Below are 26,009 nucleotides of genomic sequence, written 5' to 3'. Positions count from 1 at the left end.
TTGCCGGAGCCGCCAGCTCCGCAGTCAAATGAAGGTGATGCTCCTGGCCCACCCATGGCACGTCGTCGAGACTGGCCCCGCACCCACAGGACCGCCGTGAACCGGTACGAGAACTATCTGCACTTCACCCGCATCGACGCGATCCGCGAGACCGCCTCCGGCCTCCTCGCCGAGCTGCACGGCGAGAAGCTGCGCATCGACGTCATCCGGCACGACGTCGTCCGGATCAAGATCAGCCGCGGCGGGGTCTTCGACGAACAGCCGACCGTGGCCGTGAGCGCCGACGCCTCCGGCTTCGGTGCGGCGTTCGAGGTGACGCTCGAGCCCGACGCCGCGCGCCTGGCGACGTCCGCCATGGTGGTCACGCTCTGGACCGACCCGTTCCGGATCGACATCCGGCGCACGGACGGGACGGTTGTCTTGGAGACTGCCCGCGACGTGGACGGCAGCTACCAGACCTACGCCACGCTGAACGACGCCTTCACCTTCGCCCGGACCTGCCGTCCCGACGACTCCATGTTCGGGCTCGGGGAGAAGACCGGCCGCCAGAACCGCAAGGGCCGGGACTTCACCCTCTGGAACACCGACGTGCTCAACCCGTCCGCGGCCGGCGAGTTCACCCTCGGCCGACAGGCCGGCGACCCAAGGGCCGACCGGACCAGCGCCGAATTCGATCCCTACTACGTCTCCATCCCCTTCCACTACCACCAGAACGCCGTCACGGGGAATGTCTCGGCGTCCTTCATCGACAACGGCTACCGGGGCGCCTACGACTTCATCCCCGCCCAGCACTACCGGGTGCACTTCGCGGGTGGCCAGTACACCGAGTACGTCTTCTCGGGCCCGGACATGCCCGATGTCCTCGAGGCCTACACCTGGCTGACCGGGCGCACGCAGCTGCCCCCGCTCTGGGCCCTGGGCTACCACCAGTGCCGCTGGCACAGCTACTCGGAGGGGGACATCGAGAGGCTTGCCCTCCGGCTGCGCCAGGAGGGCATCCCGTGCGATGCCCTGTGGCTCGACATCGAGTACATGGACGGGTACCGCGTCTTCACGTGGAACAGGGACCTCTTCCCCGACGTCGAGGGCCTCCTCGCCCGCCTGGACGAGCACGGCTACCGGCTCATCACGATCGTCGACCCGGGAGTGAAGGCCGAGCCGGGCTACGCGGTCTTCGACGACGCCGTCGAGCGCGGCGTCCTCTGCCGCACCGAGGGTGGCGACGTCTACATCGGCCAGGTCTGGCCCGGGAACACCGCGTTCCCGGACTTCGCGACGGAGGAGGCGCGGCAATGGTGGGGCGAGCTCAACGCCGCCCACGTCGCGTCCGGCCTCGCCGGCATCTGGAACGACATGAACGAGCCGACCACCGGCGAGATCTCCCCGCTGGGGATGCGCTTCGGCAAGGGCCAGCACTCGCACGAGCGCTTCCACAACCAGTACGCGACCCTCATGGCCATGGGCACCACGCAGGGGCTGCTCAAGGCCATGCCCGACAGGCGCACGTTCGTCCTCTCCCGTGCCGGCTCCCCCGGCATCCAGCGCTACGCGGCGAACTGGATGGGCGACAACCTGGCCAACTGGGACCACCTCAGGGTTGGCATTCCCATGGCCACCGGGTTCGGCATCTCCGGGCAGGCGTTCGTCGGGGCCGACATCGGCGGGTTCTTCGGCAACAGCGACCCCGAGCTGTTCGCGCGCTGGATCCAGTACGGGGCGCTCACGCCGTTCTGCCGCAACCACTCCGTCATCGCGACCCGTGACCAGTACCCCTGGTCGTTCGGCCAGGCCGTGCTGCAGATCGCCAGGGAGGCGCTGCAGCTGCGCTACCGGCTCCTGCCGTACATCTACGCCAGCTTCGTCGCCGCCTCCGAGACCGGTGCGCCCGTGCAGAGGCCCCTCGTCTTCGACTACCAGTACGACCAGATCACCGCCGACATCGACGACGAGTACCTCTTCGGCCCAGACCTGCTCGTGGCCCCGGTCTTCGACAGGGGCGTCACCGCCCGGCACGTCTATCTGCCCGAGGGGCACTGGTACGACTGGCACAGCGACGAGGTCCATCCGGGCCGGCGGCACGTCGTCGCCCAGACCCCGCTCGACCGCATTCCGCTCTATGCCCGCGCCGGCGCCGTCGTGCCCCTGTGGCACGACGCCCCGCCCACCACCCAGGGCCACGCCCCGGCCGCCGTCGAGCTCCACCTGTTCGTGCCCTCCGTCGACGGCGTCCACCGGTCCTTCCTGCAGGAGGACGATGGACTCACCCGACAGGCCCTCGCCGGAGCGAGCATCCGCACTCGCTTCACCGTGACGCGCACCGGCAGCCGTGTCACGCTCGAGGCCGAGGCCACCGGGGACGGGTTCGACGGCTTCGCCCGCCGCGAGTTCGTCGTCGTCCTCCACGGCGCGGAGCCCTCGGCCGTCGACGTCGACGGCGCACCTCGGCTCGCGGACGGCCGCAGAGTGACCATTCCCAACACGGGAGAGTCGTTCACGCTGCGCGTGAGCCTCTGAGGGACGTCAGTATCGCGTGAGGATGCCCTGGAGCGCGGCCATGATTTCGGCATCGCCGTGCGGCTGCCGCTCGACGGCCACCGCAACCGTGGACCCGTCGCGCGTCACCATGAACCGGCCGCCGATGAACTTCACCGTCACGCCGGGCTTGCTCGCCTTCCGGAACTTGACCACGGGATCCTCCTCGAGACTGGTGGGTGCTCTGTGGATCTCGGGCCCCCTCGCTACAGAATGCCTCCGGGGCGCGGCGAAGTGGGGAAGGAAACGGCGAGGATCGGCCCAGTCTTCGGCTGCCTCAGCCGTCACATTTGGGCAAGGTCTGCGCCGGATTCGCGTCGGGTCAGCCCACGGCGGGCGCGATGCCCGTGTATGCCTCCAGCCTGCGCAGGAGCGCGTCCTGGAACCCGGGGTCCGTGGCGGCGGGGTGGGGTCCGCGCGCCCTGCCGTGGCGCCAGTAGCCGCCCGAGCGCGGGGTGATCTCTCCGGCGTCGGCGGTGGCGAGCCATTCCTGCGCACGGTGGCCCTCGTCGAGGTCGTCCGGCGCGCCGGGGCCGCCCATGCGGGTCGGGACCCAGCCGGGATCGACCGCGTGGGCCATCGAGTCCGGTCGCAGCCGGGCGTACGCCATCGCCAGGGCGGTGACGTAGAGCTTGCTGTCCTCATAGGCCCGTCCACGCGCACGGGACGGATCGAGGCCGCGAAGGTCGGCGGAGCCCGAGAGGTGCATCGAGCTGCTCAGGTAGACGAGCCGCGCCGGCGGCGCCATGAGGGCGGTCAGCACATAGGGCGCGACGGCGTTCACGGCCATGACCTCGGGCCCTCGGAGGACCCCCGCGTTATGGATGACGGCGTCGAACCGCCCGATCTCGTTCGCCTGCTGCGCGACGCTCACTGTCTCCTCCAGGTCCCCGAGGTCCCCGTAGACGACGGCGCGCATGGCGCCGCGGAGCGCAGGGTCGGCGACGCGGCCGGGGCGGCGGGCGTGGAGGACGACGTCGTGCCCCGCCCGGGCGAGCGACGTCACCGTCGCGAGGCCGAGCCCCGCGGATGCTCCGGTTACCAGGATCAGTGCCACAGCCTCCACCGTAGGCACCCCGCACTGACGTGAGGGAGGCCCTGCGAGTACCCCGAACGGCCGGGCCAGCCTCCGAGGCTCCTTTCTGACGCCTCTTGACCGATAAAGAGCGTGGCTCGTACTATATCGATATAGAAAAATCTCGAAAGGAGCCAGAAGTCGTGGAACTTCTTCAGTACGCAGCACACACCCCCGCCTTCACGGCGAGCCTCGCGCAGTCCGCCCTCCCGGACGCGCCTGTCATCGAGGACGAAACCGCTCCCCGGCAACGCTCGTGGGCCCACTCCACGCGAGCCGCTATGTCCGCCGCGCTGCACCGCGCCGCCGAGGCGATCGCCCCGACGGGCGTCGCGGACGCCGTCGCACCCGCGAGGCAGATGGGCTGAAATACTGGCCACATGGGCAAGGTGACGCTGCAGACCATCGCCGACGCGCTCGGCGTGAGCCGGATGACGGTCTCCAACGCCTTCTCGCGCCCCGACCAGCTCTCTGCCGAGCTCCGTGAGCGCGTTCTCGCGGCGGCCACCGAGCTCGGCTACGTCGGCCCCGACCCCCGCGCCCGCGCGCTCAAGCGGGGCACCACGGGGGCGGTCGGCGTGCTGCTCACCGACTCCCTCGCCTATGCCTTCACCGACGAGGTGGCCATGCGCTTCTTCAGCGCCATCGCCGAGGAGCTCACGCGGCGGGGCCTCGCGCTGACGCTCCTGTCCGCGGCCGAGACCGACGGCCATGTGCCGGCGCGCGACGTCAGCATGGACGGCGCCCTCGTCTACTCGTGCGACCCCAAGTCCCCCGCCGTGGACTGGCTGCTGAAGCGCCACCTGCCCCTCGTCTACGTCGACCAGACCGACCGGCCCGGCATCCCGAGCGTGAATGTGGACGACCGCGGGGGCGCCCGTGCGGCCGCCCGGCACCTCATTGACCTAGGGCACCGCCGGGTCGGGCTCCTGTACAGCATCCTCGGCAGCGAGCTCGAGGTCGATGCCGACCCGCAGCCCTCGGCCCTGGCCCATGCCACCCGCGAGCGCTACCTCGGCTGGAAGCAAGAGCTCGGGGCCGCCGGCGCCGAGACCGTCAACATCGGGGTCCCGATCGGCGGACGTGACCACCACTACCGCGCCGGCCGGGCGCTCCTCGACCGGCCGGACCGGCCGACGGCGGTGCTGTGCTTCTCCGACGTCATGGCCACCGACGTCGTCCGCGCGGCGCAGGACCTCGGGCTCCGGGTGCCCGAGGACCTCTCGGTCGTCGGCTTCGACGACAGCCCGGTGGCGCTGCAGCTGCGGCCCACCCTGACCACCGTGAGGCAGGACTTCACGGAGAAGGGCCGGCTCGCGGCAACGCTCCTGACCGAGGCCCTCGCGCAGGGTGCCGCCCCCGCGCGCGCGAGGCACCACATGCTGCCCACCGAGCTCGTCGTGCGGGAGAGCACGGCACCGCCGCCCTCCGTCACCGCGGCCGCCGAACGGTAGGCACGACGCCCACGCCGCGGCGGCCTCGCCCGGCGCGCGGGCCATTGCGATCCGGGGTGCAGAGGCGCAGCATCGGTCTCAGGGAGGCATGGGGCGGGACCACTTCAAATGAGGAGGCTTACCGTGCCTGAGATCGAAGAGAGCGTCTCCATTTCCCGTCCGCCGCAGGAGGTTTTCGACGTCGTCAGCAATCCCGAGAACATCCCCATGTTCGACTCGTCGGTGATCCACACGGAGCTCATCGGGGGCGGCCCCGTGGGCGTCGGCACCCGTTTCCGGGGCACGAGCAAGGTCCTGGGCCGGAGCTTCGACTGGACGGCAGAGATCGTCGAGCACGATCCGCCGCGGAGATCCACCTCCAAATCCGTGGAGGGGAAGCTGGACTTCACCGTGTCGATGACCTGCGAGGCGGAGGACGGCGGAACACGGCTGACACAGCGGATCGAGGCGGCCTCGGGGCTCGGCGGCATCTTCGGGCGCATCGGGGACCCGCTCGTGGAGAAGGTGCAGGCCCGCACCGTCCGTGCCAACCTCGAGAGCCTCGCCGAGTACCTCGCCGAGCATCCACACCCTTAGGGCGTGCGATGATGCGCAGAATAGGCGGGCGCCCGATGGGCAGACGCGGCATAGGCCTCATCGGGGCGGTGTATCTGGCCATCGGGGTAGTGGTCGCCAGCACGCACGGGTACCTGGTCGCATGGAACATACCCGGCAACTTTGTGGAAGGACTGGCGGCCATTGTGCTCTGGCCACTCGTGGCCTTCTTTGCTGTCGATCTGCACGGTCTGGTCACGTAGACCGACCTACCTCGCCATGGGAGCGCGCGGCGACCACTCATGCCAGGGGATATGAGGTGACCACGAGGTCCGCCCGGCCTCTGGTCGCCTCGACGAGCCTGGCGTTGGCCTCGTCGGAGCGGAGCACCCAGTCGCGGGCGTGTTCGGGCGACTTGCCGAATTGGACGTGCCGGCGGATGAGCCGCTCGACCCGGCGGGCGGGGTCCGCGTCCACGTACCAGACCTCGCTCATCCACGACCTTGCCGCGGCCCAGGCCGCGTCCTCGAACAGCAGGTAGTTCCCCTCGGTGACGACGAGGCGGGCCTCGGGCGGGACGGCGATGGCCGCTGCGATGGGCTGCTCGAGCTCGCGCTCGAACCCCGGCGCATACACGACGCCGCCCCCGCCCCGCGCGAGGCGGGCCAGGAGCGTGGCGTACCCGTCGGCGTCGAACGTCTCCGGCGCGCCCTTGCGGTCGGCGAAGCCGAGCCGCTCGAGCTGGACGTCCGCGAGGTGGAACCCGTCCATGGGCACATGGGCGGCCCAATGCTCGCCGTGCTCCTGGCGCACGCGGCGGAGGATCTCCTCGGCGAGGGTGGACTTACCGGCGCCGGGCGCGCCGCAGATGCCCAGGATCGCGCGGCCGCCGTCCCCGGGCACGAGGGCGGCGGCCCGGCGGGCGAGGCCGTCGAGGTCCACGGGCGGCTGCCGCACCTGCTGATCCGGCTTGGGAGCCGGGCCGGAGGCCCTGTCGGCGGGGATGTTCACCTGCCTCGGGATTCTGCGAGGCGGCGCATCCAGTAGCGGAACCAGTTCTCGCCGAAGGGCACGTACACGCGCACCGGTATGCCGCGGGCGGTGAGGTCGTGGAGGACCTCCGGCCGAACCCCGAGCACCTGCTCGATGGGCACGGGGCCGAGCGCGGCCAGAAGCGCTTCGCGCAGCACGCCGTCATGGGTGGCGAGGGCGAAGGGCACGTTCGTCGCGGCGATCCTGTGCGCCAAGCGCAGGAAGGCGATGTCCGTGGGCTCGCCGAAGGGCAAGGCCAGATCGGGTGGCTCGACATAGGCACCCTTGACGAGCCGGAGGTGGACACCGGCGTCCAGAAGGCGCCCCACGTCGTCAGGGGTGCGACGGAGGTTGGCCTGTGCCGTGGCACCGAGACGGTCGGCCAACCCTCTGCCGGCGACGTCGAGCACGCACGTCAGCACGGCGTCGGCGCGCGCGTGGTCCTCGGCGCCGACCTGGATCCGCCGGCCCGGCGGCAGCGCCTGGGCGATCACGGCGAGATCGTCGGCGCAGGCTGCCGGGTCGACGTCGAGGCCAAGGTGGGACAGGTCGACCGACAGCCACACATCCTCTGGGAGCCCGGCAAGGTCACCGGCCAGACGTCGATAGTCGTCGGCGACCCGCCGCGCGACGGCCGGGTCATGGACCTGTTCGCCGAACTGGTCGACGCTGCAGCCGATTCCCCGCGCGTGCAGCTCCCGGGCCGCCCGGACGGCGTCGCCGGCCTCGGTACCGGCAACATAGCGTGCCGCCGCCCGCCAGGCCGCGTCCTGCCCTCGAGGCACGGCCTTGACGGTTCGCTCGAATCGGGTGCTGGTGGCCAGGCGGAACAGGAGCGAACGATCAATCGACATGGCTCCATGATGGCAACCGAGAAGCCCGGCTTCGAGCGGTCTGAAGGCAACACGGCCGACGGCGGCTGACGGGTCATGTCCTCTGGGATGCCCGGCCAATCCTGTGGTAAACCTGCCTCATCCCTAGCGCGAACCCGTGGTGCGAGCGCGAGAATGGCTCCCACGGGGAGGATCGGTCAGCACAGCAGGGTTGGGCCAGCGCAGCGCGCCGCTGGCCTCAAGGGGGAGAGATGGGACACATCGGCGCAGGGAGCTCGGCATGAGGGTCCTCGTGGCGGATGGGGACCAGGAGTCCCGGGAGGCGCTCGAGTCCGCGGTGCGGAAGGCGGGCCACGAAAGCATCGCGGCGTCCGATGGGGACGCCGCGTGGGAGCTCTACCTCGAAAGGTCCCCGCACGCGGTGGTGGCTGACCTGCTGCTCCCCGGCCACGACGGACTCGCGCTGTGCCGCAGGATCCGTGCGCAGGACGCCGCCGGCCGCACCTACCTGCTGGTCCTCGTCTCCCCCACCACGAGCGAGGACGTGCTCGCCGGGCTGCGCGCGGGAGCGGACGACTACCTCGTGAAGCCCATCGACCCCGCGGCCCTGCACAGCCGGCTCATGGTCGCGCACCGGGTCACAACGCTCCAGGCCGAGCTCGCCCGCTACCGGTCCGCGCTCTCCGACCGGACCAGGACCGACCCCCTCACGGCGCTGAGCAACAGGCTCCGCCTGAGCGAAGACCTCGCGAGCATGCACGAGCGCGGCCAGCGCTACAGCGAACGCTTCGCGGTCGCCGTGTGCAGCATCGACGGCTACACGGGCTACAGGGAACAGCAGGGCGAGGCGGCCGCGGACCGGTCCGTGGGGGTCGTCGCCTCGGCCATCGCGGCGGCCGTGCGGAAGAGCGACCAGCTGTACCGGTTCGGCGGCGCGGAGTTCGCCGTCGTCCTCCCCCACCAGGCGTGGGCGGGTGCCCTCGCGGCGATGGACAGGATCCGGCAGACGGTGCAGGACTTGGGCATCGAGCACGAGGCCAATCCGGAAGGCGTGCTCACCCTCAGCGTGGGCGTCTCCACCTACAGCCCCGCGCGGCCCGTCACGTCGGAGCGGCTCATCGAGGAAGCCGATCAAGCACTCTCCCGGGCCCGGTCCAAGGGGGCGAACACGGTGGTGCTCGCCGAACCGGACCAGGAGACCGTCAAGCAGGGATGGTGAGGCGCACATGGAACCAGTAGAGATCCCGGGCGGCAAGGGGCGGCTCACGCTGCGACCGGACGGGTTGCTGCATCTGCAGTGGGACGAGCGGATCGTCGTGGAGGGCGCGGACGCCAAGGCGGCCATGGCCAAGGTCAACGAGCTCTGCCAGGGCACCCCGCACCCCATGCTCGTGGACATGGCGTCGACGAAGGCGACGTCCCGGGAGGCCCGCGCCGTCTTCTCCATCCCGTGCGACGCGAACCGGATCGCCCTGCTCGGCTCGAGCCCCGTGGACCGCCTCCTCGCGAACTTCTTCCTGGGCCTGCACACGCCCCCGTGCCCCACGCGCTTCTTCACGTCCCGCTCCGAGGCCATGGCCTGGCTTGTCGACAGCACAGACGAGGGCTGGACCCCGGGCTCCGGGGACATGCGGCGTCGCGGCCTGAGCTGACCTATGGACCCCAGTCCGCCGGACGACGAGCGGGGCATCCTCTCCGATCCGCGCCTGCAGAAGCTCGTCGAAGCGATCCTGACCCTCGCCTCGGGGGACCTGAGCGCGCGCGTCGAGCCCTCGGAGGCCGGGGACGAGCTCGACGCCGTCATCACGGGAGTGAACCTCCTCGCCGAGGAGCTCCACTACGTCTACATTGAGCTCGAGGAACGGGTCGACGAGCGGACGGCCATGCTCCTGCGGACCCAGGCTGAACTCGAGCAGCTGGCCGTCACCGACGTGCTCACGGGGCTGCCCAACCGCTCGATCCTGAGCAACATCGCGACCCGGGCGGCCCACGAGACCGCCGTCATCATGGTGGACCTCGACTCGTTCAAGGAGATCAACGACACCCTCGGCCACGACACGGGCGACACGGTCCTGGTCGAGGTCTCGCGGCGGCTGAAGTCGGCCGTCCGCGGCAGCGACGTCGTCGCCCGCCTGGGCGGGGACGAGTTCGCGATCCTCATCCGGGACACCACCGAGCAGGAGGCCGTGCAGATCGCCCGGCGCGCGCTCGACGCGCTCCAGGAGAACGTGAGCGTGGGCGACGTCTCGGTGCGGGCGACGGCGAGCATGGGCGTGAGCGTGGGCCCGCCAGACTGGCCGCAGCGCGTCCGGGACGCGGACATCGCTATGTACGAGGCGAAGTCGCGCGGGCGCAACACCATCCAGATTTTCAGGCCGGACATGCTCGACGCGACCACCGAGCGGGCCAAGACGGCGGCGGAGCTGCGCACCGCGCTGCAGAGGGACGAGCTCGAGCTCGTCTACCAGCCCGTCGTCGACCTCGGTTCGGGCCACGCCGTCGGCGTCGAGGCCCTCGTGCGCTGGAACCACCCGACGCGCGGCGTCGTCATGCCCGGGTCCTTCATCCCCATCGCTGAGGATTTGGGCCTCATCGTCGACCTCGGCCGCTCGGTTCTCGAGCAGGCGATAGCCCAGATGGGGGCGTGGGTGGACGAGGCCCCCGATCTCCCGGCCTTCACCGTGCACGTGAACCTCTCCGCCACCGAGCTGCGGCGCCCAGGCCTCGACCGCGACATCGGCTCGTGCCTCAAGACGTACGGCGTCCACCCGAGCCGCCTGGTGCTCGAGATCACGGAGACCGTGCTCATGACGCGCGGAAGCGAGGAGGCGCGCATGCTCGGCCGGCTGAACGACCTCGGCGTCAGCCTCCAGATCGACGACTTCGGCACCGGATACTCGTCCATCAGCTACCTGCGCGACCTCCCGGCCCAGACGGTCAAGGTGGACCAGTCGCTCATCAGCACCATCGACTCCGACCCGGACCAGGCGCAGTTCGTCGAGGCGATCCTGCACCTCATCTCCTCCGCGGGCCTCAGCGCCGTCGTCGAGGGCGTCGAGACGGCCCGGCAGGCGGAGCTGCTGCGCGGCATGGGGTGCCCCTACGCCCAGGGCTTCTACTTCAGCCGTCCGGTGCCGCCGGAGCGTGTCCTGGAGGTGCTGGCGGGGTTCTCCGCAGCCCGCGGCTAGTGTTGAGGACATGCGACGCCTTGCCAACCGGATCCGGCTCCTGCCGAAGGTCATGAGGCTTGCCTCGCATGCCCCGCGGAACCCGGGCGAGGCCTGGGAGCGCTACTGGAACACCGTCGGCACCGAAGACGCGGAGATCCTGTGGGACTCCGGGCGGCACGACGAGGGCCGCCCCTACGAGGAGCTCGTCCTGCGGCACCTCGACACCCGGCTGCCCGTCGTAGACGTGGGCTGCGGCAACGGGACCTGGACGCGCTGGCTCGCCGAGCGGTTCCCGCTCGCCCTCGGCGTCGACCTGTCCGCGAGCGCGGTGCACCAGGCGGCCCGGGAGTCGGCCGGGGTGCCGAACGCGGAGTTCGACGCCGTCGACGCCCTCGGCCCGGGCGCCGGGGCCGCGCTCCGTGAACGGCTCGGCGAGGCCAACGTCTTCATCCGCGGCCTCTTCCACATCCTCAAGCCAGAGGCCCAGCACCGGCTCGCCGCGACCCTCCACGACGTCGTCGGCACGCGCGGCCGGGTTCTTCTCACGGAGACTAACTTCCGCGGCTCCGGCCTCGCCTACATCGAGCACCTCGGCGCCACCGGCGACCATATCCCCGGCCCCCTCAGGGCGGCCATCGAGACGCTCCCCCCGCCCAGGCACTTCGGGGCGTCCGAGCTCAGGCGGGCCTTCCCGGACTCCGAGTGGCGCCTGCTCGAGGAGCGCGACGTCGTCATCGAGGCCGTCCCGATGGCCGAGCCCGGCGTCCCCGTGCGGATCCCCGGCTACTGCGCCGTCCTCGCGCCCCGCTGACCCCAGGTCACGTCCCCCGGCTCAGCGGCCCGGGCGGAGGACCCGCGCCGCCCGGATCACCGCGTCCGTGACTTCTGCGAGGCCCGGGGAGTCGAGGGTCCAGGCCTGCCAGTAGAGCTCGAGGTCCTCGGTCCAGGCCGGGTCGAGTTCGACGAGCAGCCCGCCCGGGTCCTGCTGGTCCGGCACCATGCCCCAGCCGAGCCCCGCCCCCACGGCCTCGACGTACTGCACCGAATCCGGGATGAAGTGCTGCGGCGGCGCGGCGTCCGGGGCCACGCGCGCGAGGAGCGCGAGCTGGTGGGAGTCCTTGCGGTCGTACTGCATGACCGGCGCGGCTGCGAGCGCCTCGGGCGTCGCGCCGCCGGGGAACCAGCGCTCGACGAACTCCGCCGAGGCCTTCGCCCGGTAGACCATCGTCCCCAGCGGGCGCACGCGGCAGCCCTGCACGGGGCGCGGGTCGGCGGTCACGGCGCCGACGGCGTCGCCCGAGCGCAGCAGGTCCGCGGTCGCGTGCTCGTCGTCGCGGAGAAGCTCGACGGCGATGCGCCCTCCCAGCGCGACTTCGCGGATCGCGGGCGGGAGCCACGTCGCGATCGAGTCCGCGTTGGCCACGATCGGCACCCGCAGCCGCTCGGCGACGCCGCCCGCCGCCCCCGGCCCGGCGCCGTCGTGCACCTCCTCGGAGCGCAGGGCGAGGAGCGCCTCGTCGGCGATGAGCAGGAGCTGGCGGGCCGAGCGCAGGAGCCGCTCCCCCGCCGGCGTCGGGACGACGGGCTTGAGCCGGCGGACCAGGACGCTGCCGACGCTGCGCTCGAGCGCCTTGATCCGCTGGCTCACGGCCGAGGGCGTGAGGCGCAGCTCGTGCGCGGCGGCCTCGAACGTCTCGTGGTCCACGACGGCGGCCAGCGCCCGCAGCTGCTCCAAGTCCATGAGGGGATGCTACGCGCGGCACTCGATCCACAGCGGCCCGGCGCTCGTCGCGGCCCGGGACACGGCGGAGAGCGAGCCGTCGTTCCCGATCCGGTACGAGGTCACGTGCGCCGAGCCCTCGCCGCACACGAGCAGGAAACGGCCCGAGGGGTCGGCGGCGGCGCTGGACGGCTGGGTCTCCGTGTCGATCCGGCCGAGGTACTCGAGCAGGCCGCCGCGGATCGCGAACGACGCGAGCGTGCCGGTGGAGCGCTCGGTCGTGTAGAGGAAGCGCCCGTCCGGGGTGAGCCGGAGGTCAGCGGCCCAGACGACGCCGGGGCCCGGGTCCACGATGCCCGCCGAGCGGATGGGGCCGGGCACGAGGCCGAGGCCCTCGACGGCCGAGACGCGCTGGAGCAGCTCGAGCCTGCCGTCCTCCGGCTCGCGGGCATACACCGCGATGTCGCCGGAGAGCTCGTGGTTGACGTAGGCGCGGTCCCCCGCGGCGTTGAGCCGCAGGTACCGGGGGCCGGAGCCGGGCTCGGCCGCGACGTGCCCGGTGGGCTCCAGCACGCCGTCGTCCGCCGTTCCCCCTCTCACGCTCCCCGGTCCGACGGCGCCCGCGGGGAACCAGCTGATCCGGTCGTCGCCGAGGGACGTCGCGTAGAGGAAGCGGCCGTCCGGGCTCGCGGCGGCGCAGTGCGTGTTCCGCCCGGACGCGTAGGTCGCGACGGCGCCGTCCGCCCCCGGGAGGGGGACGCGGTCGAGCCGGCCTTGGCCGTAGGAGGCGCTGTACAGCTCCCGCCCGCCCGGGGCGAGCGAGATGAAGCACGTCGAGGCCGGCAGCTCCCGCGAGGGGCCCTCGGCGGCCCGCCCGGCGTCGTCGAGGGCGAGGTCGACGACGTGCGGCCGCACCGCGTTGCACGCCGCGTACAGCGTGCCGTCGGGACCGAAGGCGAGCGCCGCGACGCCGTCCAGGCCGCCGGTGCGGGCGAGCGGCTCGAGCTCGCCGGTCTCCCGGTCGAGGGCGAGCGTGTCGACCGCGCCCGCTCCCGCGCACGCGATCGCGATGAGGGTTCTCTGGTCGGCCAAGGGGTCCGCCTTCCGCTCGTAGGGGTTCCTCTCCCTGACGAGTTTGTACCCCTCGGGCGGAGCTGCACACAGTCTGAAGCTATGAAGAGATGCTAATGTTGATCCAGAAATCGTTAGTTGATCTTCATCAGACCGGACCCTACCGTCGAAGGGTGATCCTCTCCTTCTTCTCCGGCCTCGGGGCGAGCCTCGGCCTCATCGTCGCGATCGGCGCGCAGAACGCGTTCGTGCTCCGCCAGGGCATCCGGCGCGAGTGGATCCTGCCGGTCGTGCTCGTGTGTGCGGTGAGCGACGCGGCGCTCATCTTTGCCGGCGTCGCGGGAATCGGGGCAGCGGTGCAGGGCGCCCCGAGGCTCCTGGACGTGATCCGCTGGGCCGGCGTCGCGTTCCTCGCCGCCTACGGCGCGTTCGCGGCGAAGCGCGCCCTCAACCCGGGCTCGCTCCGCGCGGCGGAGGGCCGCGGCAACGGGACGGTGTGGGCCGCCGTCGGGACCGTGCTCGCGCTGACCTGGCTCAACCCGCACGTCTACCTCGACACGCTCGTGCTCCTCGGCTCGCTCGCGAACGCGCAGGGCGAGGGCCGCTGGGCCTTCGGCGCCGGCGCCGCGACCGCGAGCGCGGTGTGGTTCCCCCTCATCGGCTACGGCGCGCGCTCCCTGAGCGGGCTCTTCGCCCGGCCCGCGGCGTGGCGCGTCCTGGACGGCTTCGTCGCGGCGCTCATGTGGACCCTCGCGGGGATGCTCATCGTCCACGGCTGACACTTGGTGGCGTCTCGTTTTTGGTTACCGTCGCTATTGGGTTGGGGGCCCTGATTAATCTGGCCTGGCCTTGAGGGGCGTCCCCAATGCGACGTCAGGGGGGTTCACTGCCGCCGTTGAAGGCCGTCGGCTTGGGGCGATGACTCACACCACCGCCTGTGGGGCCGGCCCGCGCAGCCACACCAGCTCTTGCGGCGGGTCTCAAGAGTGGAGGGGGAGTGGGGACCGTTCGATCTCGCCGCAGAGGTCAGGGGGCAGCGACGGCGACGGTGATCTCCCCGAGGTTCGGCAGGGCATGCCGCAGGCGGTGATGCGTCTCCTCGCGGATCAGCTCGGTCCGTGGATGCCGTCCGCGACCAGGGCAGCGGAGCCGGTCCGCCGCCCGACCCTGATCCGGTAAACGGCGACGGCCTCGTTCCCGGCGAAGCGTGCCCAGGAGCCCCAAGAGGCTGATCTTCAGCGCCCGCACACCCTCGCGGCTCGCCTCCAGGGCATCGACCGAGTCGGACGCGTCGTGCGTGTGCGGGACGAAGAACTCCTTCAGCCTCGCCTTCCACCCCGTCCCGTGGCCGTGCTCGTGCTGGTGACCATGGTCGTGTCCATGCCCGTGGGCCTCGCCGTGGTGGGGATGTTCGTGGACCTGCGCGTCCTCGAGCACGGCCTCCCGCTCGGCGTCGTGGATGTGCGCGTGCGGGCCGTTGCCGTGGGCGTTGCTCATGCTCCCTCGGCTGCTCACTTCACCGGCCGGACGGCGTTGCGGTGGTGGCGGGGCGTTCCCCCGACAGAGTGCTCGGCCTGGAAGATGGCATCCGAGACCATCTGGAACGCGTGCTCGTTCGCAAGGCGGTAGAACGCCCGCGTGCCCTCCTGCCGCACGCTCACCATGCGGGCCAGCCGGAGCTTGGCCAGATGCTGCGAGACGGCGGGCGGCGCCTTCTCCACGATCTCCGCCAGATGGTTCACCGACAGCTCGCCATGGGCGCGCAGGGCGAGGATCATCCGCACCCGCGTGGCATCGGCCAGCATCGAGAACACCTCAACCGCCAGGTCCACGTACTGTGTGTCCGTCTCAACATCGCTAACCTGCTTATCTGCGCCCATGCGCAAATAGTCCCACTGCCAGCTGCCTCGGGGCAACTAAAGAGTCCCCACGGAAGGACGCTACGAGTCGAGCGAGTTGACTATGTCCAGTGAAGGAAGCCCTCGAAACTTGGGTACTAGGCATCTGCTTGGCTGAAGTCGGCTGGGTGCACGGCGGATTTGGCCCAGCCCAGGGCCGACTGACCATCCCTTTCCGGTGTGTGGCTATCCGTCCTCTGGTCGACGGCGAGCATACAAAGCCCGCCAACCACACACCGAACAACGTAAGGAGATAACCATCGGTGAGCGGGAATCAAGAGGAAGCGGCCGCCGCGGCACCTGGTCATTTACCCGTGGTGGCGGCGGCCGCTTCTCGCGACTGCTGGTGGTCAGCTGGGGCTGGTTGCCACCGTGATCTCTTCGACGTTCGGCAAGGCGTGGCCCAGCCGGTGCTGCGCCTGGCGGCGCACCCGGTCAGCGTCCTCCACCGTCGAGCCGGGGGCTACGCCCACCACCGCGGTGCCGTGGATGCGGTGCCCGATCCAGCGCAGCTGGAGCTTCTGGACGCCCAGGATCCCGGGGGTGTCCTTGAGCGCGTGCTCGGCGCGGTTGACGAGGTCCGGCTCGATCCCATCGAGCAGGCGCCGGCCGATGCTGCGGATCGTGCCCCACAGCAGGACGAAGATCGTGATGCTGATCAGCAGGCCGACGATCGGGTCGGCCAGCGGGAAGCCGAGCATGACGCCGAAGGCACCGAGGACGACGGCCAGGGACGTGAAGCCGTCCGTGCGGGCGTGGATGCCGTCCGCGACCAGGGCTGCCGAGCCGATGCGGCGCCCGACCCTGATCCGGAAGATCGCGACCGCCTCATTCCCGGCGAAGCCGATCACACCGGCGGCCACGACCCACCAGAGGTTCTCCAGCGGTTGAGGGTTGAAGATTCGCTCGACCGACTGCCAGCCAGCGACGATCGCCGAGACCGTGATCACGAGGATGATGAATAGCCCCGCAAGGTCCTCAGCCCGACCCAGGCCGTAGGTGTAGCGCTTGCTTGCCGCTCGGCGGGCGAGGATGAACGCGATCCACAGTGGCACCGCGGTCATCGCGTCGGAGAAGTTGTGGACCGTGTCCGCGAGCAGAGCCACCGAGCCACTGAACGCGACGACGATGAACTGCAGGACCGTCGTGGCCAGCAGCACCAACAGGCTGATCTTCAGCGCCCGGACGCCCTCGGCGCTTGCCTCGAGCGCGTCGTCGATTGAATCGGACGCGTCGTGGGTGTGGGGGACGAAGAATTCCTTCACCGTCGCCCAGAAGCCCGTGCCGTGCTCGTGGCCATGCCCATGCCCGTGGGGGTGTGGGTGCCCGTGGTCGCCATGCCCATGCCCGTGGGGGTGTGGGTGCCCGTGGTCGCCATGCCCATGCCCGTGGGGGTGTGGGTGCCCGTGGTCGCCATGGCCGTGCTCGTGGGCGGAGGCCCCGTGCGGGTGCTCGTGCCCGCCGTGGTCGTGCCCGTGGTCGCCGTGGTCGTGCTCGTGGCGCTGGCCTCCCTGGGGTGCGAGGGTCTCGGGCGCTGGTCTGGGGATGCTCATCTGACTCAATCTCCTGCTATGTGTTGGGAAGGGGTGAGCGCCCGCTATTGGTGGTGGCGCGGCATGGACGAACTCATGTGCTCAGCGTGGTTCAGAACGTCGATGATCAGCTGACGCACATGGTCGTTCTCGAGCCGGTAGAAGACACGAGTCCCCTCACGGCGGGTTTCCACAAGGCCGGCCAGACGCAGCTTGGCCAGGTGCTGTGACACCCCGGTCGGCGGCTTCTCCGACACGTGGGCGAGGTCGTTCACCGGAAGCTCGTCGTCGAGGAGGGCGAACAGCAGTCTGAACCGTGTAGCGTCGGCCAGCATCTGGAACACCTCGGTCGCGAGATCCATCTCGTTCGCGGTGGGGCAGTGCAACTCGGCCGAAGCCTGCTTGTATGCGTTCACGTCTTCGCTCATGGTCTCGGGTGTCCGTCGGCGGTGGCGTGCCACGGGCACGCCACCGCGGATGGGATCTTCAGGATGCGGCCGCGTATTCGTCGACGGCCTCGGCGTGGATGTGCAGCATCCGGGCCAGCATTCCATTACCGCGGGTGTACTTCAGCGGCAGTTGGCCTCCCTCGGCGGCCGCCTTGGCGGTGCCGTCGAAGAAGGCGGGGCCCTGGTCGGGGGTCTTGTCGGACTTGTCGTCCGGGTAGAGGGGGTTGACGGTGTTCTCGATCTTGGGCCACAGGGCACGGGCGGCCTCGGTGGACTCGAAGTCGAGGGCGAGGACGAGGGTGTTGTCGAAGAGCTCGCCCGCCGTCTCCTTGAGGACGGCGCCACCGAGATAGCCAGGGTGGCCGTCGAGCTCACGGAGCCAGTCGCTGAGGTAGGCCCGTGCCTCCTCGCCCTTCTCCGGGTTGGCGACGAAGATGAACAGGTCACGGCGCTTGGTCATGACGGCTCCTTTCCTAGAGGGGTGACGGTTCGATCAGAAGAGAGGCAGCAGACTTCAAACACTGCTTATCTGCATTCATAAGCAGATCTTGACAGAGTCCCGACCCGATTGTCAACAAGTGTATATATGTATATATATGCACCTATCATGCACGCTCGGGGGTGGGCCTGGCCGCACCGTGTGTGGGCTCTCGTGGACGACGATCGCCTACGCTGGCCAGGGAGATCAGGGCCGCGTTCCTGGACCTGCGGGCGTAGAGTCCGTGCCTGCGCAGCCGCCGCCTCATGCCCGCATCGGTGACGTGCCCGATCGATCCCCGTCCCGGGAACAGCCTTTGGGTTCGTTCCGGCCCTGCGTTGACCAGAGGGGTGACGCCGGCCAGCCTCTCGTGCAGGAGCCTGCCCAGCAGTCTTCCCAGCAGCGGGCGGCTGCAGGGCTGTCGAGTCCGATGGAGAGACCCGTGGGGACGGGCTGCCCATCGCTGGTTTCGAGGTGAACCGGGGTGAGCTCGATGATCCGGGCAAGTGGGATGCCGTAGAGCAGCAGCAGCGCACCTGCTGCCCTGACGTCGTCAGGAATAGTGTCGTCGTTGAGGCAGCGCCGGACTTCGGCCCAGCGCTCGTATTCCCCCATCTCGATGCTCGGCTCGAGGTCCTGGGGCGGGCCAGCGGGAGAGCGGGTGAAAGATCCTTTGCGGATGTGGTCATGCAGGATGACAAACTTCGGTGCGCAGCGGCTTTAATGGTCAGGTGGTGGGAGGAATCCGATGATACGTGCCCTGATTGTGGAGGACAGCCCGGACATCTCCGGCCTTCTCGCCTCAACGCTGAGACGCCAGGGCTACGAGACGGCGTCGGCCGCCACGGGGCACGCCGCGCTCGACGCCGCGCGCCGGCTCCGGCCGGACCTCATCACCCTCGACCTCGGCCTGCCGGACATCGACGGCCTCGACGTGTGCCGCAGCCTGCGCTCGTTCACGGACGCGTACATCCTCGTCGTCTCGGCCCGCACGGACGAGGCGGACCGACTCGCCGCCTTCGAGCTCGGCGCCGACGATTACCTGACCAAGCCCTTCAGCCCGCGTGAGCTCGCCGCGAAGGCCGCCGCCCTCGTCCGCCGCCCCCGCACCGCGCTGGAGGAGGAGACCGAGGAGGAGACCGCCGCGAGGGTGCAGCGCGGGCTCATGCCGGAGCAGGCGCCCTCGCTGCCGGGGTACGACCTCGCGGGCGGCTGCCGGCCGAGCCGCAGCGTAGGCGGGGACTTCTTCGACTGGGAGTCGGACGGCGGCTCGCTCGCCGTGAGCCTGGCCGACGCCATGGGCAAGGGCATGGGCGCCGCGCTCGTCGCCGCGACGGCGCGGGCGGTACTGCGCCCCGGACGTCTCACCCGCAGCGCAGCCGACCTCGTCAGGCGCGCCGCCGACAGCCTCGATCCGGACCTCATCCGCCTCGGCTCGTTCCTCACCCTCCTGCACGTGCGCCTGGACGGCCCCACGGGCCGCGTCACCTACGTCGACGCCGGCCACGGCCTGGGGATCCTCGTCCAGCCCGGCGGCCACTGGGAGCGTGTCGTGAACAGCGGTCCGCCGCTCGGCCTCCTCCCCGGCGCCGTGTGGGCCGAGCACGAGCTCGAGCTGCCTCCAGACGGCACGGTCGTCATGGTCAGCGACGGCCTGCTCGACTCGTTCCCCGGCGTGGACGAGGCGCTCGACGCCGTCGCCTCGGCCGCCGCCCCGTCTCCGGATGCGCGCTCCGCCGTCGCGGCGATCCTCGACCTCGGCGAGGCCGCGGAGGACGACCTCACCGCCGTCGTCCTGCGCCGAGGGGGTGAAAGACTGTGAGCCGGCGAGCCCTCATCGTGGAGGACGGCGCCGACATGGCCCTCGTGCTCGAGGCGGCGCTCGAGGGGCAGGGCTTCGCGACGGAGACGGCCGGCAGCGGCCACGCCGCCCTCGAGGCCGCCCGAAGGCTGCGCCCCGACGTCATCACGCTCGACCTCGGCCTGCCGGACATCGATGGCCTCGAGGTGTGCCGCACCCTGCGCTCGTTCACCGACGCGTACATCGTCATCATCTCGGGGACATCGGATGAGGAGCACCGGCTCGAAGGCCTCGAGTTCGGAGCGGACGACTTCCTGACCAAGCCCGTCAACCCGCGCGAGCTGGCCGCCCGCGTGGAGGCGCTCATGCGGCGTCCCCGCGCCGCGAGTGCTCCGAGGAGCGAGCTCGAGACGGCTGCCCAGGTCCAGCGTGGGCTCCTCCCCGAGCGGGCCCCCGTCATGCCCGGCTACGACGTCGCCGGCGCGTGCCGGCCGAGCCGCAGCGTCGGCGGGGACTTCTTCGACTGGGAGTCCGACGGCGACGTGCTCGCCGTGACGCTCGCGGACGCCATGGGCAAGGGCATGGGCGCCGCGCTCGTCGCGGCGACGGCCCGCGCCGCGCTGCGCGGGGGCCGGCTCGAACGGGGCGCCGCCGCCATCGTCCGGCGGGCGGCCGATACCCTCGAGTCGGACCTCCAGCGGCTGTCCACGTTCATCACCCTCCTCCACCTGAGGCTCCAGGGCGCGACCGGTCGGGTGGACTACATCGACGCCGGCCATGGCCTCGGGATGCTCGTGCACGCGGACGGCAGCTGGGAGCGCGTGGTCAACGGCGGCCCGCCCCTCGGTCTCATGCCGGGCGCGGTATGGACGGGGGCCGTCCTGACCGTCGAGCCCGGGAGTGCGGTGGCCGTCATCAGCGACGGCGTCCTGGATGCCTTCGAGACCCTCGACGAGGCGCTCGAGGCCGTCGCCAGCACGATCAGGGGCTCGGAGCGCTCGGCCGACGCGGTCGACGCGATCCTCCAGCTCGCCCCCGACGCGGAAGACGACGTGACCGCCGTCGTCCTGCGCAGGAAGCCAGAGGAACCAGCGGAGCATCCGTGAGCCTGTTCTGGATCCGCCTCGTCGGAGCCCTGGCAGTCTTCGCCGGCGTGAACTACGTCGGGTGGCGGTGGGTTGCCTCGCTGAACTGGGAGGCCTGGTGGATCGCCGTCCCGCTCATTCTGGCGGAGACCTACTCGCTCATCGACGTGACCCTGTTCGCCCTCACGATGTGGCGGCTCAAGGACCGGGGCGAGCCCCCGCCCACTCCCCCGGGCCTGACCGTCGACGTCTTCATCACGACCTACAACGAGCCGATCGACCTTGTGATGGAGACCGCCCTCGCGGCCAAGGCCATCGGGTACCCGCACACAACGTGGGTGCTCGACGACGGCTCCCGCCCCGAGCTGCGTGGGCTCGCCGAGGAGAACGGCGTGGGATACGTCTCGCGCGGCGCGGAGTGGGCCGGCATGCCCCGGCACGCGAAGGCGGGGAACCTCAACAATGCCCTGCACGAGACGCAGGGGGAATTCCTTCTGATCCTGGACGCGGACCAGATCCCGGACCCGCGCATCCTGGACCGGACGCTGGGCTACTTCACGGCACGCAAGGTGGCGCTCGTCCAGACGCCACAGTGGTTCTTCAACGTCCCCGAGAAGGACCCGCTCGGGAGCCAGGCACCCCTCTTCTATGGGCCCATCCAGCAGGGCAAGGACGGCTGGAATGCGGCCTTCTTCTGCGGCTCGAACGCGATCCTGCGCCGCGAGGCGCTCATGCAGCTCGGGCTCGTCGGGTACGTGCGGGAGACCCACGCCAGGGTCGTGAAGGCGCTTGAGGCGGGGCGCGGCGTCGTCCGGCGCGCCCTCCGTCGCGCGGAGGCGCAGGCCGACGGCGCGGGCGAGCTCCTGCGCGTGGTCGACCGGGCGCTCCGCGCGGGGCGGGACCAGCTCGGCTCCGGGGCGTCCGTCGCCGCGGTCACCTTCCTGGTGCAGAACCAGGTCGAGGCCGCGGTCAAGTCCCTCGTGGCGGCGGATGTCCAGGCGCTCGCGGCGGACCTCGCGGAGATCGAGGCCCTCGAGCGCGAGCTGAACGGGACCCCCGACGACCGGCTGGCCGAGGTCGCACCGATCGACGCCGCCGTCGAGCGCCTCTCGGCCCGCGACTGGTCCCCGCTCGGGGCGCTGGAGTCGGTGCAGGCCGTGCTCGACTCCGTCACGGTCGAGCGGCGCGGCGAGGCCCAGCCGATCATGCCGCTCTCCACCATCTCCGTCACCGAGGACATGTCCACCTCGATGCGGCTGCATGCCATGGGCTGGCGCAGCGTCTACCACCACGAGATCCTCGCCAAGGGCCTGGCCCCCGAGGACCTCAAGACCATGCTCACGCAGCGACTGCGCTGGGCGCAGGGCACGATCCAGGTGATGCTCCGGGAGAGCCCGCTGCGCCTCCCCGGGCTCTCGCTCGGCCAACGGCTCATGTACTTCGCCACGATGTGGAGCTACCTCGCGGGCTTCGCCGCGGTCGTCTACCTTGCCGCGCCGGCCGTCTTCTTCGTCCTGGGCATCCTCCCCGTCCAGAGCCTCAGCTCCGACTTCTTTGCGCGGTTCGTCCCGTTCATGGCGCTCAACCAGCTGCTGTTCATCCTGGCCGCGCGCGGGGCCGCGACGTGGCGCGGGCAGCAGTACAGCCTCGCGCTGTTCCCGACGTGGATCAAAGCATGCACGACGGCGGCGGCGAACGTCTGGTTCGGCCGGCCCCTGGGCTTCGCGGTCACCCCCAAGGCGCGGCAGGAGGGCGGGGACGCCCTGCTGATCCTCAGGCCCCAGGCGGTGGTCGCCGCGATCCTCGTGCTCGCCGGCGCCGTGGGAGCGGCGCGGCTGCTGGCCGGTCAGGCCGAGCCGCTGGGTACGCTGGTGAACATGGTCTGGATGGCCTACGACCTTCTGGCACTGAGCGTGCTCGTGGGCGCGGCGCGGTACAAGGGGTTTGAGCAGCAAAGGGGCACCGAATGAACTTCGAGATCGTGGACCGCGGCGGCTACACGGCGCTGGCAGGGACCGGCCGGCTCAACATGGTCAGCGCGCCGAAGCTGCGGGACGTCGTGACCGAGGCGATCGGCCAGGGCCACAACAGGCTCGTCCTGGACATGGCGGGCACCGAGTTCATCGACTCCTCCGGGCTCGGGGCGCTCGTCGGGTGCCTCAAGGCGGCGCGGCAGGCTGGCGGGGACCTGCGGATCGCGAACGTCGGCTCGCAGGTGCAGATGGTCCTCAAACTGACGAGCATGGACAGGATCCTCACCCCGTACGCGAGCGTGGACGAGGCCTTCGGCGATGACTGAGTTCCTCGCGGCCGGCATGGTGCACGGCCCCGCCCAGCCCAACGTCGTCGACGCCTTGCAGGACGAGTTCGCGAGGATCTGGCCGCGGGCCTCGGAGATTCGGCCGGAGGACCGGATGCAGTTCGAGCTCGCCGTGGTCGAGATCGCCAGCAACGTCGTCCAGCACGCCCACGCCACCGAGGGCACGGTGCTCGAGCTCGCCGTAGAGCTCGAGATCCGCCGCCACATCCTGCTCGCCCGGCTCTACGAGATCAACGCCGAGCCCCTTCCGGAGGTCCTCGGCGACGGCCAGCTCCCGCCGCCGGAGGCGGAGCACGGGCGCGGTCTCGGCATGGTGCGCCAGCTCGTCACGACGGTCACCTGCAGGCGCCAGCATGGCTCCAACGTCTGGACGCTGAGCCGCACGCCCGGGGCGCCCTAGCCCTGCGGTCCGTCGTGCCTGGCCCTGCGGCGGTCCCACAGCCGCTGCGACGCGATGACGCCCCCGGCCAGGACGAGGAGGGTCGCCAGGGCCCAGACCCAGTCCGGGACGGGTCCCTGCCCGGAGGCCTGCCGCGCGCCATCGCCGCCCGTCCCGGCCAGGCCGCTGCTCCCGGCCGGGCCCGACGCCGGCCACTCACCCCGCGAGAACACGGCCGCCGGTCCCTCGAGCCGCGATCTCAGCGAGGCGGCCAGGGCCGGTTCCACGGTGAGCCGCCAGTCCCCGATGCGCCCCGCCAACTCGGCTTCCGCCCTCTCGGTCTCCTGCCACAGGACGAGCCCGAGAGACGGCTCGCTGCCCGCCGCCGCGGCGATCTGATCGAGCCACGCGCCCTTGATCTCCACGGCGCCCGCGCCCGGGGAGCCCTCGGCCCAGAGGGCCCCCGTAACGACGGCGAAGGGCTTGCCGCGCCGGGCGGCAAACTCGCCGACGAAGTCCCGGCCGGCGCCGTCGTCCGTCCCGTAGCCGTAGCCGCCCGCCAGCTCGGAGGCGAACTTGCCCGGTTCGGGCACGGTGTTCGGCGTCAGCTTCGGCGGCGTGCCGGCGTCGAAGACGCCGAAGTGCTGGGCCGAGAGGCCCACCCAGTCCACGGCGTCGTCGCCGGGGTAGTACGGGGCGTACGGCGAGTCCTCGGCGCCGACGCTGCCGCTGCGGTCAGTGTCCAAGTCTGCGACCGTGTCCGGCGAGATCCCCTCGATGGCCCCGCGCACCCCCGCGAAGGGGTAGCCGGCGCCGTAGGTCGGGGCCCACAGGGTCTGGGCCCCGGCAGCGTGGACAGCCTCCGCGACGGTGCGGAAGGCCGCGGCGTACGGCTTGGGCCGCTGTCCCCAGACGGTCCAGGTGCCGTTCATCTCCGGCCCGAAGCGGACGAGTATGGGCGGCGTCGCCGCCGTGGGCGCCCCGGTCGCCTCCCTGAGGCCCGCGAGCAGGTCGCCGAGCCGCGCGGCCTCCGCCTGGGTTGCGGCGGCGAGTCCTCGGTCCGGCGCGAGCGTCAGCACGAGCCGGGCGCGGTGGCGCGAGGCCTGCTGGGCCGCGTCCCGAACCCTCTGGCGGCCGGCCTCGTCCAGCGGATAGGGCACCGAGATGCCCACGGCGGACGGGACCGCGCCGAGACGGGACGCGTACGCGGCCAGGCTGTCGCCGTGGTCCAGTTGCGGCCCGAAGGCGGGCAATGCGGCGCGGGACGGCGTCGGGACCGGCGCGGATGCCGCCGGCGCGGCCACGACCGACATCGCCACGGCGGGCGCGCCGCCGGCCGTGGCGGCCGCCGCGAGGGCCAGGGCCGCCGCGAGGGCCAGAGCCGCCGCGCGGAGCCTGATCCCGTTCCTCTGCTGCGTCACGTCCGGCGTGCCGCGAGGGCCGCCGTGAAGGCGTCGGCCGCGGACCGGCTGCTGTTGATCCGCCAGTCGACTTCCTTGGCGTAGTGGAACCAGACGAAGCCGATGACGTCGGGCTGGGCGTTGAGGTAGGCGACGAGGTCGGTGATCCACGTTGCCTTCGATCCGCCCGCCTCGGCGGAGGCGGTCTCGGCGACGATGATCGGCTTGCCGGGGGCGAGGATCCTCAGCTCGGAGAGGCCCTGCCCGAAGAGGGACTGCGGGGACGTCCACGCGCTCCAGGGCTGCGACGTGCCCCAGTTGTAGCCGTCGAGGGCGACCGTGTCGACGTACGCGCCGCCGGGGTAGAGGCCGGCGAGCGGGGTCGAGCCGGCGTACGGGACGTTGGGGCTCCAGACCCACTCGACGTTCGTCGCGCCCGTTGCTGAGACGACGTCGTGCACGTGCCGCCAGGCCGCGGCGTAGTCGCCGGCCTCGTTGCCGTTGACGCCCTCGGACCACGGGTACCAGTTGCCATTCTTCTCGTGCGCGAAGCGCAGCTTCACCGGCTCGCCCCAGGAGGCGAGGGCGTTGCCCCAGCTCGTGATGTACGCGTCGAAGGTGCCCGCGGTGACGTTGTCCAGAGAGTAGGCAGGCTGGTCGACCCCACCGCCCCAGGTCCAGGGCTCCCACGTCAGGAGGGGGACGGCGCCGCGGGCGCGGGCGGCGTCAAGCTCGGCGAGAGGCGGGGCCTGCTGGAAGTCCTTGTAGAGCATGATGAGGCTCGGGGCCTCGCCCGCGAGGGCCGTCACCTCGTTGAGCTCGGCCGAGGCAAGCGGGCCGCCCGGGTTCGCGACGCCGAAGGCGAGCCGCGGCGGTGCCGCCGCAGGGGTCACGGTGAACGACGCCGTCGCCCGGTCCCTGCTCGTCGCGGCAGTGACCGGCACGGTGCCGGTCGAGTACGCGGGGATGCGGACCGTCGTCTGGAACCAGCCGCTGCCCGAGGTCGTGAACGGCGCCGTAGCGGTGCCCGCCGTGACTGTGCCGGCGAGCTTCCTGCCGAACGACGTCCCGGTGACCGTCACCGTGGTCCCGGCCCGCCCCGTCGCGGGACTCAGGGTGATGGCAGCCGTGGAGGTCGGGTTCGCTCGCGGGGCGGCCGTGGCCGGCGCCACTCCCATGGCGCCGAGCAGGAGGGCGAGGAGGACAAGCGGTAGGGCGCGAATGGTGAGGCGGAGCACGGAGGCCT

Annotated in this window: 26 protein-coding genes and 1 pseudogene; 14 read left to right on the top strand and 13 right to left on the bottom strand. The window is 71.3% G+C overall.

Features of this window, described 5'->3' with window-relative positions; all coding sequences use genetic code 11:
• Window positions 1-96 precede the first annotated feature (96 nt).
• Window positions 97-2,514: a glycoside hydrolase family 31 protein gene (locus tag BV907_RS02565; protein WP_245827752.1), complete on the top strand. Its 2,418-nt coding sequence runs from the start codon at window positions 97-99 to the stop codon at window positions 2,512-2,514.
• A 6-nt stretch (window positions 2,515-2,520) separates the two neighbouring features.
• Here the strand turns inward: BV907_RS02565 and BV907_RS18660 are convergent, their stop codons facing one another.
• Entirely contained in the window at window positions 2,521-2,688 is a 168-nt protein-coding gene (locus tag BV907_RS18660; protein WP_175637339.1) for a hypothetical protein, read from the bottom strand.
• Between the two features lie 166 nt (window positions 2,689-2,854).
• Window positions 2,855-3,589: an SDR family NAD(P)-dependent oxidoreductase gene (locus BV907_RS02560; protein ID WP_077488087.1), complete on the bottom strand. Its 735-nt coding sequence runs from the start codon at window positions 3,587-3,589 to the stop codon at window positions 2,855-2,857.
• Window positions 3,590-3,750: 161 nt separating this feature from the next.
• Between BV907_RS02560 and BV907_RS02555 the strand changes: the two genes are divergently transcribed.
• From BV907_RS02555 to BV907_RS02545, 3 genes are all read left to right on the top strand, one after another.
• The gene (locus BV907_RS02555) at window positions 3,751-3,975 is read left to right on the top strand and encodes a hypothetical protein (protein ID WP_077488086.1); all 225 of its coding nucleotides are present in this window, start codon (window positions 3,751-3,753) and stop codon (window positions 3,973-3,975) included.
• Between the two features lie 12 nt (window positions 3,976-3,987).
• Complete coding sequence (locus BV907_RS02550; RefSeq protein WP_077488085.1) at window positions 3,988-5,061, top strand: LacI family DNA-binding transcriptional regulator; 1,074 nt, start codon at window positions 3,988-3,990, stop codon at window positions 5,059-5,061.
• 123 nt (window positions 5,062-5,184) lie between these two features.
• Window positions 5,185-5,637: an SRPBCC family protein gene (locus BV907_RS02545; RefSeq protein ID WP_175637338.1), complete on the top strand. Its 453-nt coding sequence runs from the start codon at window positions 5,185-5,187 to the stop codon at window positions 5,635-5,637.
• 258 nt (window positions 5,638-5,895) lie between these two features.
• On the opposite strand, the gene BV907_RS02535 is transcribed toward BV907_RS02545, so the two are convergent.
• Together BV907_RS02535 and BV907_RS02530 are read right to left on the bottom strand one after the other, a co-directional pair.
• Window positions 5,896-6,606 carry a nucleoside/nucleotide kinase family protein gene (locus BV907_RS02535; protein ID WP_245827751.1) on the bottom strand — a complete coding sequence of 237 codons (711 nt, stop codon included), beginning with the start codon at window positions 6,604-6,606 and terminating at the stop codon, window positions 5,896-5,898.
• Window positions 6,603-7,481, bottom strand: coding sequence for a proline dehydrogenase family protein (locus BV907_RS02530; RefSeq protein WP_077488082.1), 879 nt, complete (start codon window positions 7,479-7,481; stop codon window positions 6,603-6,605). Before BV907_RS02530 ends, BV907_RS02535 begins: the two co-directional genes overlap by 4 nt.
• Window positions 7,482-7,740: 259 nt before the next feature.
• On the opposite strand from BV907_RS02530, the gene BV907_RS02525 reads away from it, so the two are divergent.
• From BV907_RS02525 to BV907_RS02510, 4 genes are read left to right on the top strand one after another with little or no spacing between them, the layout of a single operon-like run.
• On the top strand, window positions 7,741-8,679 hold the full coding sequence (locus BV907_RS02525; protein WP_077488081.1) for a diguanylate cyclase domain-containing protein: 939 nt from the start codon (window positions 7,741-7,743) through the stop codon (window positions 8,677-8,679).
• Window positions 8,680-8,686: 7 nt separating this feature from the next.
• On the top strand, window positions 8,687-9,112 hold the full coding sequence (locus BV907_RS02520; protein WP_077488080.1) for a DUF7793 family protein: 426 nt from the start codon (window positions 8,687-8,689) through the stop codon (window positions 9,110-9,112).
• Window positions 9,113-9,115: 3 nt separating this feature from the next.
• A complete protein-coding gene (locus BV907_RS02515; RefSeq protein WP_077488079.1) occupies window positions 9,116-10,648 on the top strand; it encodes a putative bifunctional diguanylate cyclase/phosphodiesterase in 1,533 nt (510 codons plus the stop codon).
• Between the two features lie 10 nt (window positions 10,649-10,658).
• Entirely contained in the window at window positions 10,659-11,441 is a 783-nt protein-coding gene (locus BV907_RS02510) for a class I SAM-dependent methyltransferase (protein ID WP_077488078.1), read from the top strand.
• Window positions 11,442-11,462: 21 nt separating this feature from the next.
• On the opposite strand, the gene BV907_RS02505 is transcribed toward BV907_RS02510, so the two are convergent.
• Window positions 11,463-12,371: a LysR family transcriptional regulator ArgP gene (locus BV907_RS02505; RefSeq protein WP_077488077.1), complete on the bottom strand. Its 909-nt coding sequence runs from the start codon at window positions 12,369-12,371 to the stop codon at window positions 11,463-11,465.
• A 9-nt stretch (window positions 12,372-12,380) separates the two neighbouring features.
• Window positions 12,381-13,442: a lactonase family protein gene (locus BV907_RS02500; protein ID WP_175637337.1), complete on the bottom strand. Its 1,062-nt coding sequence runs from the start codon at window positions 13,440-13,442 to the stop codon at window positions 12,381-12,383.
• A gap of 152 nt (window positions 13,443-13,594) precedes the next feature.
• Between BV907_RS02500 and BV907_RS02495 the strand changes: the two genes are divergently transcribed.
• On the top strand, window positions 13,595-14,200 hold the full coding sequence (locus BV907_RS02495; RefSeq protein WP_077488075.1) for a LysE/ArgO family amino acid transporter: 606 nt from the start codon (window positions 13,595-13,597) through the stop codon (window positions 14,198-14,200).
• Between the two features lie 339 nt (window positions 14,201-14,539).
• Here BV907_RS02495 and BV907_RS19650 read toward each other — a convergent pair.
• The 5 genes and pseudogenes from BV907_RS19650 to BV907_RS02470 all read right to left on the bottom strand — a co-directional run.
• A pseudogene (locus BV907_RS19650) lies at window positions 14,540-14,918 on the bottom strand (cation diffusion facilitator family transporter); the annotation flags it as partial.
• A 14-nt stretch (window positions 14,919-14,932) separates the two neighbouring features.
• The gene (locus BV907_RS02485; RefSeq protein WP_175637335.1) at window positions 14,933-15,301 is read right to left on the bottom strand and encodes an ArsR/SmtB family transcription factor; all 369 of its coding nucleotides are present in this window, start codon (window positions 15,299-15,301) and stop codon (window positions 14,933-14,935) included.
• Between the two features lie 368 nt (window positions 15,302-15,669).
• The gene (locus BV907_RS02480; RefSeq protein WP_077488073.1) at window positions 15,670-16,872 is read right to left on the bottom strand and encodes a cation diffusion facilitator family transporter; all 1,203 of its coding nucleotides are present in this window, start codon (window positions 16,870-16,872) and stop codon (window positions 15,670-15,672) included.
• A gap of 44 nt (window positions 16,873-16,916) precedes the next feature.
• Window positions 16,917-17,279 (bottom strand): metalloregulator ArsR/SmtB family transcription factor, encoded by a 363-nt coding sequence (locus BV907_RS02475; protein WP_077488072.1) that lies wholly within the window; start codon window positions 17,277-17,279, stop codon window positions 16,917-16,919.
• Between the two features lie 58 nt (window positions 17,280-17,337).
• A complete protein-coding gene (locus tag BV907_RS02470; RefSeq protein ID WP_077488071.1) occupies window positions 17,338-17,760 on the bottom strand; it encodes a hypothetical protein in 423 nt (140 codons plus the stop codon).
• A 766-nt stretch (window positions 17,761-18,526) separates the two neighbouring features.
• On the opposite strand from BV907_RS02470, the gene BV907_RS02465 reads away from it, so the two are divergent.
• The 5 genes from BV907_RS02465 to BV907_RS02445 are packed head-to-tail and all read left to right on the top strand — an operon-like array spanning window position 18,527 to window position 23,384.
• Window positions 18,527-19,600 (top strand): SpoIIE family protein phosphatase, encoded by a 1,074-nt coding sequence (locus BV907_RS02465; RefSeq protein WP_077488070.1) that lies wholly within the window; start codon window positions 18,527-18,529, stop codon window positions 19,598-19,600.
• The gene (locus BV907_RS02460) at window positions 19,597-20,685 is read left to right on the top strand and encodes a SpoIIE family protein phosphatase (RefSeq protein ID WP_077488069.1); all 1,089 of its coding nucleotides are present in this window, start codon (window positions 19,597-19,599) and stop codon (window positions 20,683-20,685) included. Before BV907_RS02465 ends, BV907_RS02460 begins: the two co-directional genes overlap by 4 nt.
• Window positions 20,682-22,634 carry a glycosyltransferase family 2 protein gene (locus tag BV907_RS02455; RefSeq protein ID WP_077488068.1) on the top strand — a complete coding sequence of 651 codons (1,953 nt, stop codon included), beginning with the start codon at window positions 20,682-20,684 and terminating at the stop codon, window positions 22,632-22,634. Before BV907_RS02460 ends, BV907_RS02455 begins: the two co-directional genes overlap by 4 nt.
• Window positions 22,631-22,963 (top strand): STAS domain-containing protein, encoded by a 333-nt coding sequence (locus tag BV907_RS02450; RefSeq protein WP_077488067.1) that lies wholly within the window; start codon window positions 22,631-22,633, stop codon window positions 22,961-22,963. Before BV907_RS02455 ends, BV907_RS02450 begins: the two co-directional genes overlap by 4 nt.
• Complete coding sequence (locus BV907_RS02445) at window positions 22,956-23,384, top strand: ATP-binding protein (protein WP_077488066.1); 429 nt, start codon at window positions 22,956-22,958, stop codon at window positions 23,382-23,384. Before BV907_RS02450 ends, BV907_RS02445 begins: the two co-directional genes overlap by 8 nt.
• Here BV907_RS02445 and BV907_RS02440 read toward each other — a convergent pair.
• Together BV907_RS02440 and BV907_RS02435 are read right to left on the bottom strand one after the other, a co-directional pair.
• On the bottom strand, window positions 23,381-24,784 hold the full coding sequence (locus BV907_RS02440; RefSeq protein ID WP_077488065.1) for a glycoside hydrolase family 26 protein: 1,404 nt from the start codon (window positions 24,782-24,784) through the stop codon (window positions 23,381-23,383). The genes BV907_RS02445 and BV907_RS02440 overlap by 4 nt on opposite strands.
• Window positions 24,781-26,001 (bottom strand): glycoside hydrolase family 26 protein, encoded by a 1,221-nt coding sequence (locus tag BV907_RS02435; RefSeq protein ID WP_425441592.1) that lies wholly within the window; start codon window positions 25,999-26,001, stop codon window positions 24,781-24,783. The genes BV907_RS02440 and BV907_RS02435 overlap by 4 nt, the downstream gene beginning before the upstream one ends.
• Window positions 26,002-26,009 lie beyond the last annotated feature (8 nt).

Origin of the sequence: Sinomonas mesophila, from assembly GCF_001999765.1 — a bacterium.
Classification (GTDB): Bacteria; Actinomycetota; Actinomycetes; order Actinomycetales; family Micrococcaceae; genus Sinomonas; species Sinomonas mesophila.
This window is presented reverse-complemented; position numbering and strand designations above follow the sequence as displayed.

Bases quoted from the DNA above. Each gene is read 5' to 3' on its own strand.
- BV907_RS02550 (WP_077488085.1), top strand. From the start codon at position 3,988: ATGGGCAAGGTGACGCTGCAGACCATCGCCGACGCGCTCGGCGTGAGC.
- BV907_RS02530 (WP_077488082.1), bottom strand. From the start codon at position 7,481: ATGTCGATTGATCGTTCGCTCCTGTTCCGCCTGGCCACCAGCACCCGA.
- BV907_RS02525 (WP_077488081.1), top strand. From the start codon at position 7,741: ATGAGGGTCCTCGTGGCGGATGGGGACCAGGAGTCCCGGGAGGCGCTC.
- BV907_RS02520 (WP_077488080.1), top strand. From the start codon at position 8,687: ATGGAACCAGTAGAGATCCCGGGCGGCAAGGGGCGGCTCACGCTGCGA.
- BV907_RS02515 (WP_077488079.1), top strand. From the start codon at position 9,116: ATGGACCCCAGTCCGCCGGACGACGAGCGGGGCATCCTCTCCGATCCG.
- BV907_RS02510 (WP_077488078.1), top strand. From the start codon at position 10,659: ATGCGACGCCTTGCCAACCGGATCCGGCTCCTGCCGAAGGTCATGAGG.
- BV907_RS02505 (WP_077488077.1), bottom strand. From the start codon at position 12,371: ATGGACTTGGAGCAGCTGCGGGCGCTGGCCGCCGTCGTGGACCACGAG.
- BV907_RS02485 (WP_175637335.1), bottom strand. From the start codon at position 15,301: ATGGGCGCAGATAAGCAGGTTAGCGATGTTGAGACGGACACACAGTAC.
- BV907_RS02480 (WP_077488073.1), bottom strand. From the start codon at position 16,872: ATGAGCATCCCCAGACCAGCGCCCGAGACCCTCGCACCCCAGGGAGGC.
- BV907_RS02475 (WP_077488072.1), bottom strand. From the start codon at position 17,279: ATGAGCGAAGACGTGAACGCATACAAGCAGGCTTCGGCCGAGTTGCAC.
- BV907_RS02470 (WP_077488071.1), bottom strand. From the start codon at position 17,760: ATGACCAAGCGCCGTGACCTGTTCATCTTCGTCGCCAACCCGGAGAAG.
- BV907_RS02465 (WP_077488070.1), top strand. From the start codon at position 18,527: ATGATACGTGCCCTGATTGTGGAGGACAGCCCGGACATCTCCGGCCTT.
- BV907_RS02450 (WP_077488067.1), top strand. From the start codon at position 22,631: ATGAACTTCGAGATCGTGGACCGCGGCGGCTACACGGCGCTGGCAGGG.
- BV907_RS02445 (WP_077488066.1), top strand. From the start codon at position 22,956: ATGACTGAGTTCCTCGCGGCCGGCATGGTGCACGGCCCCGCCCAGCCC.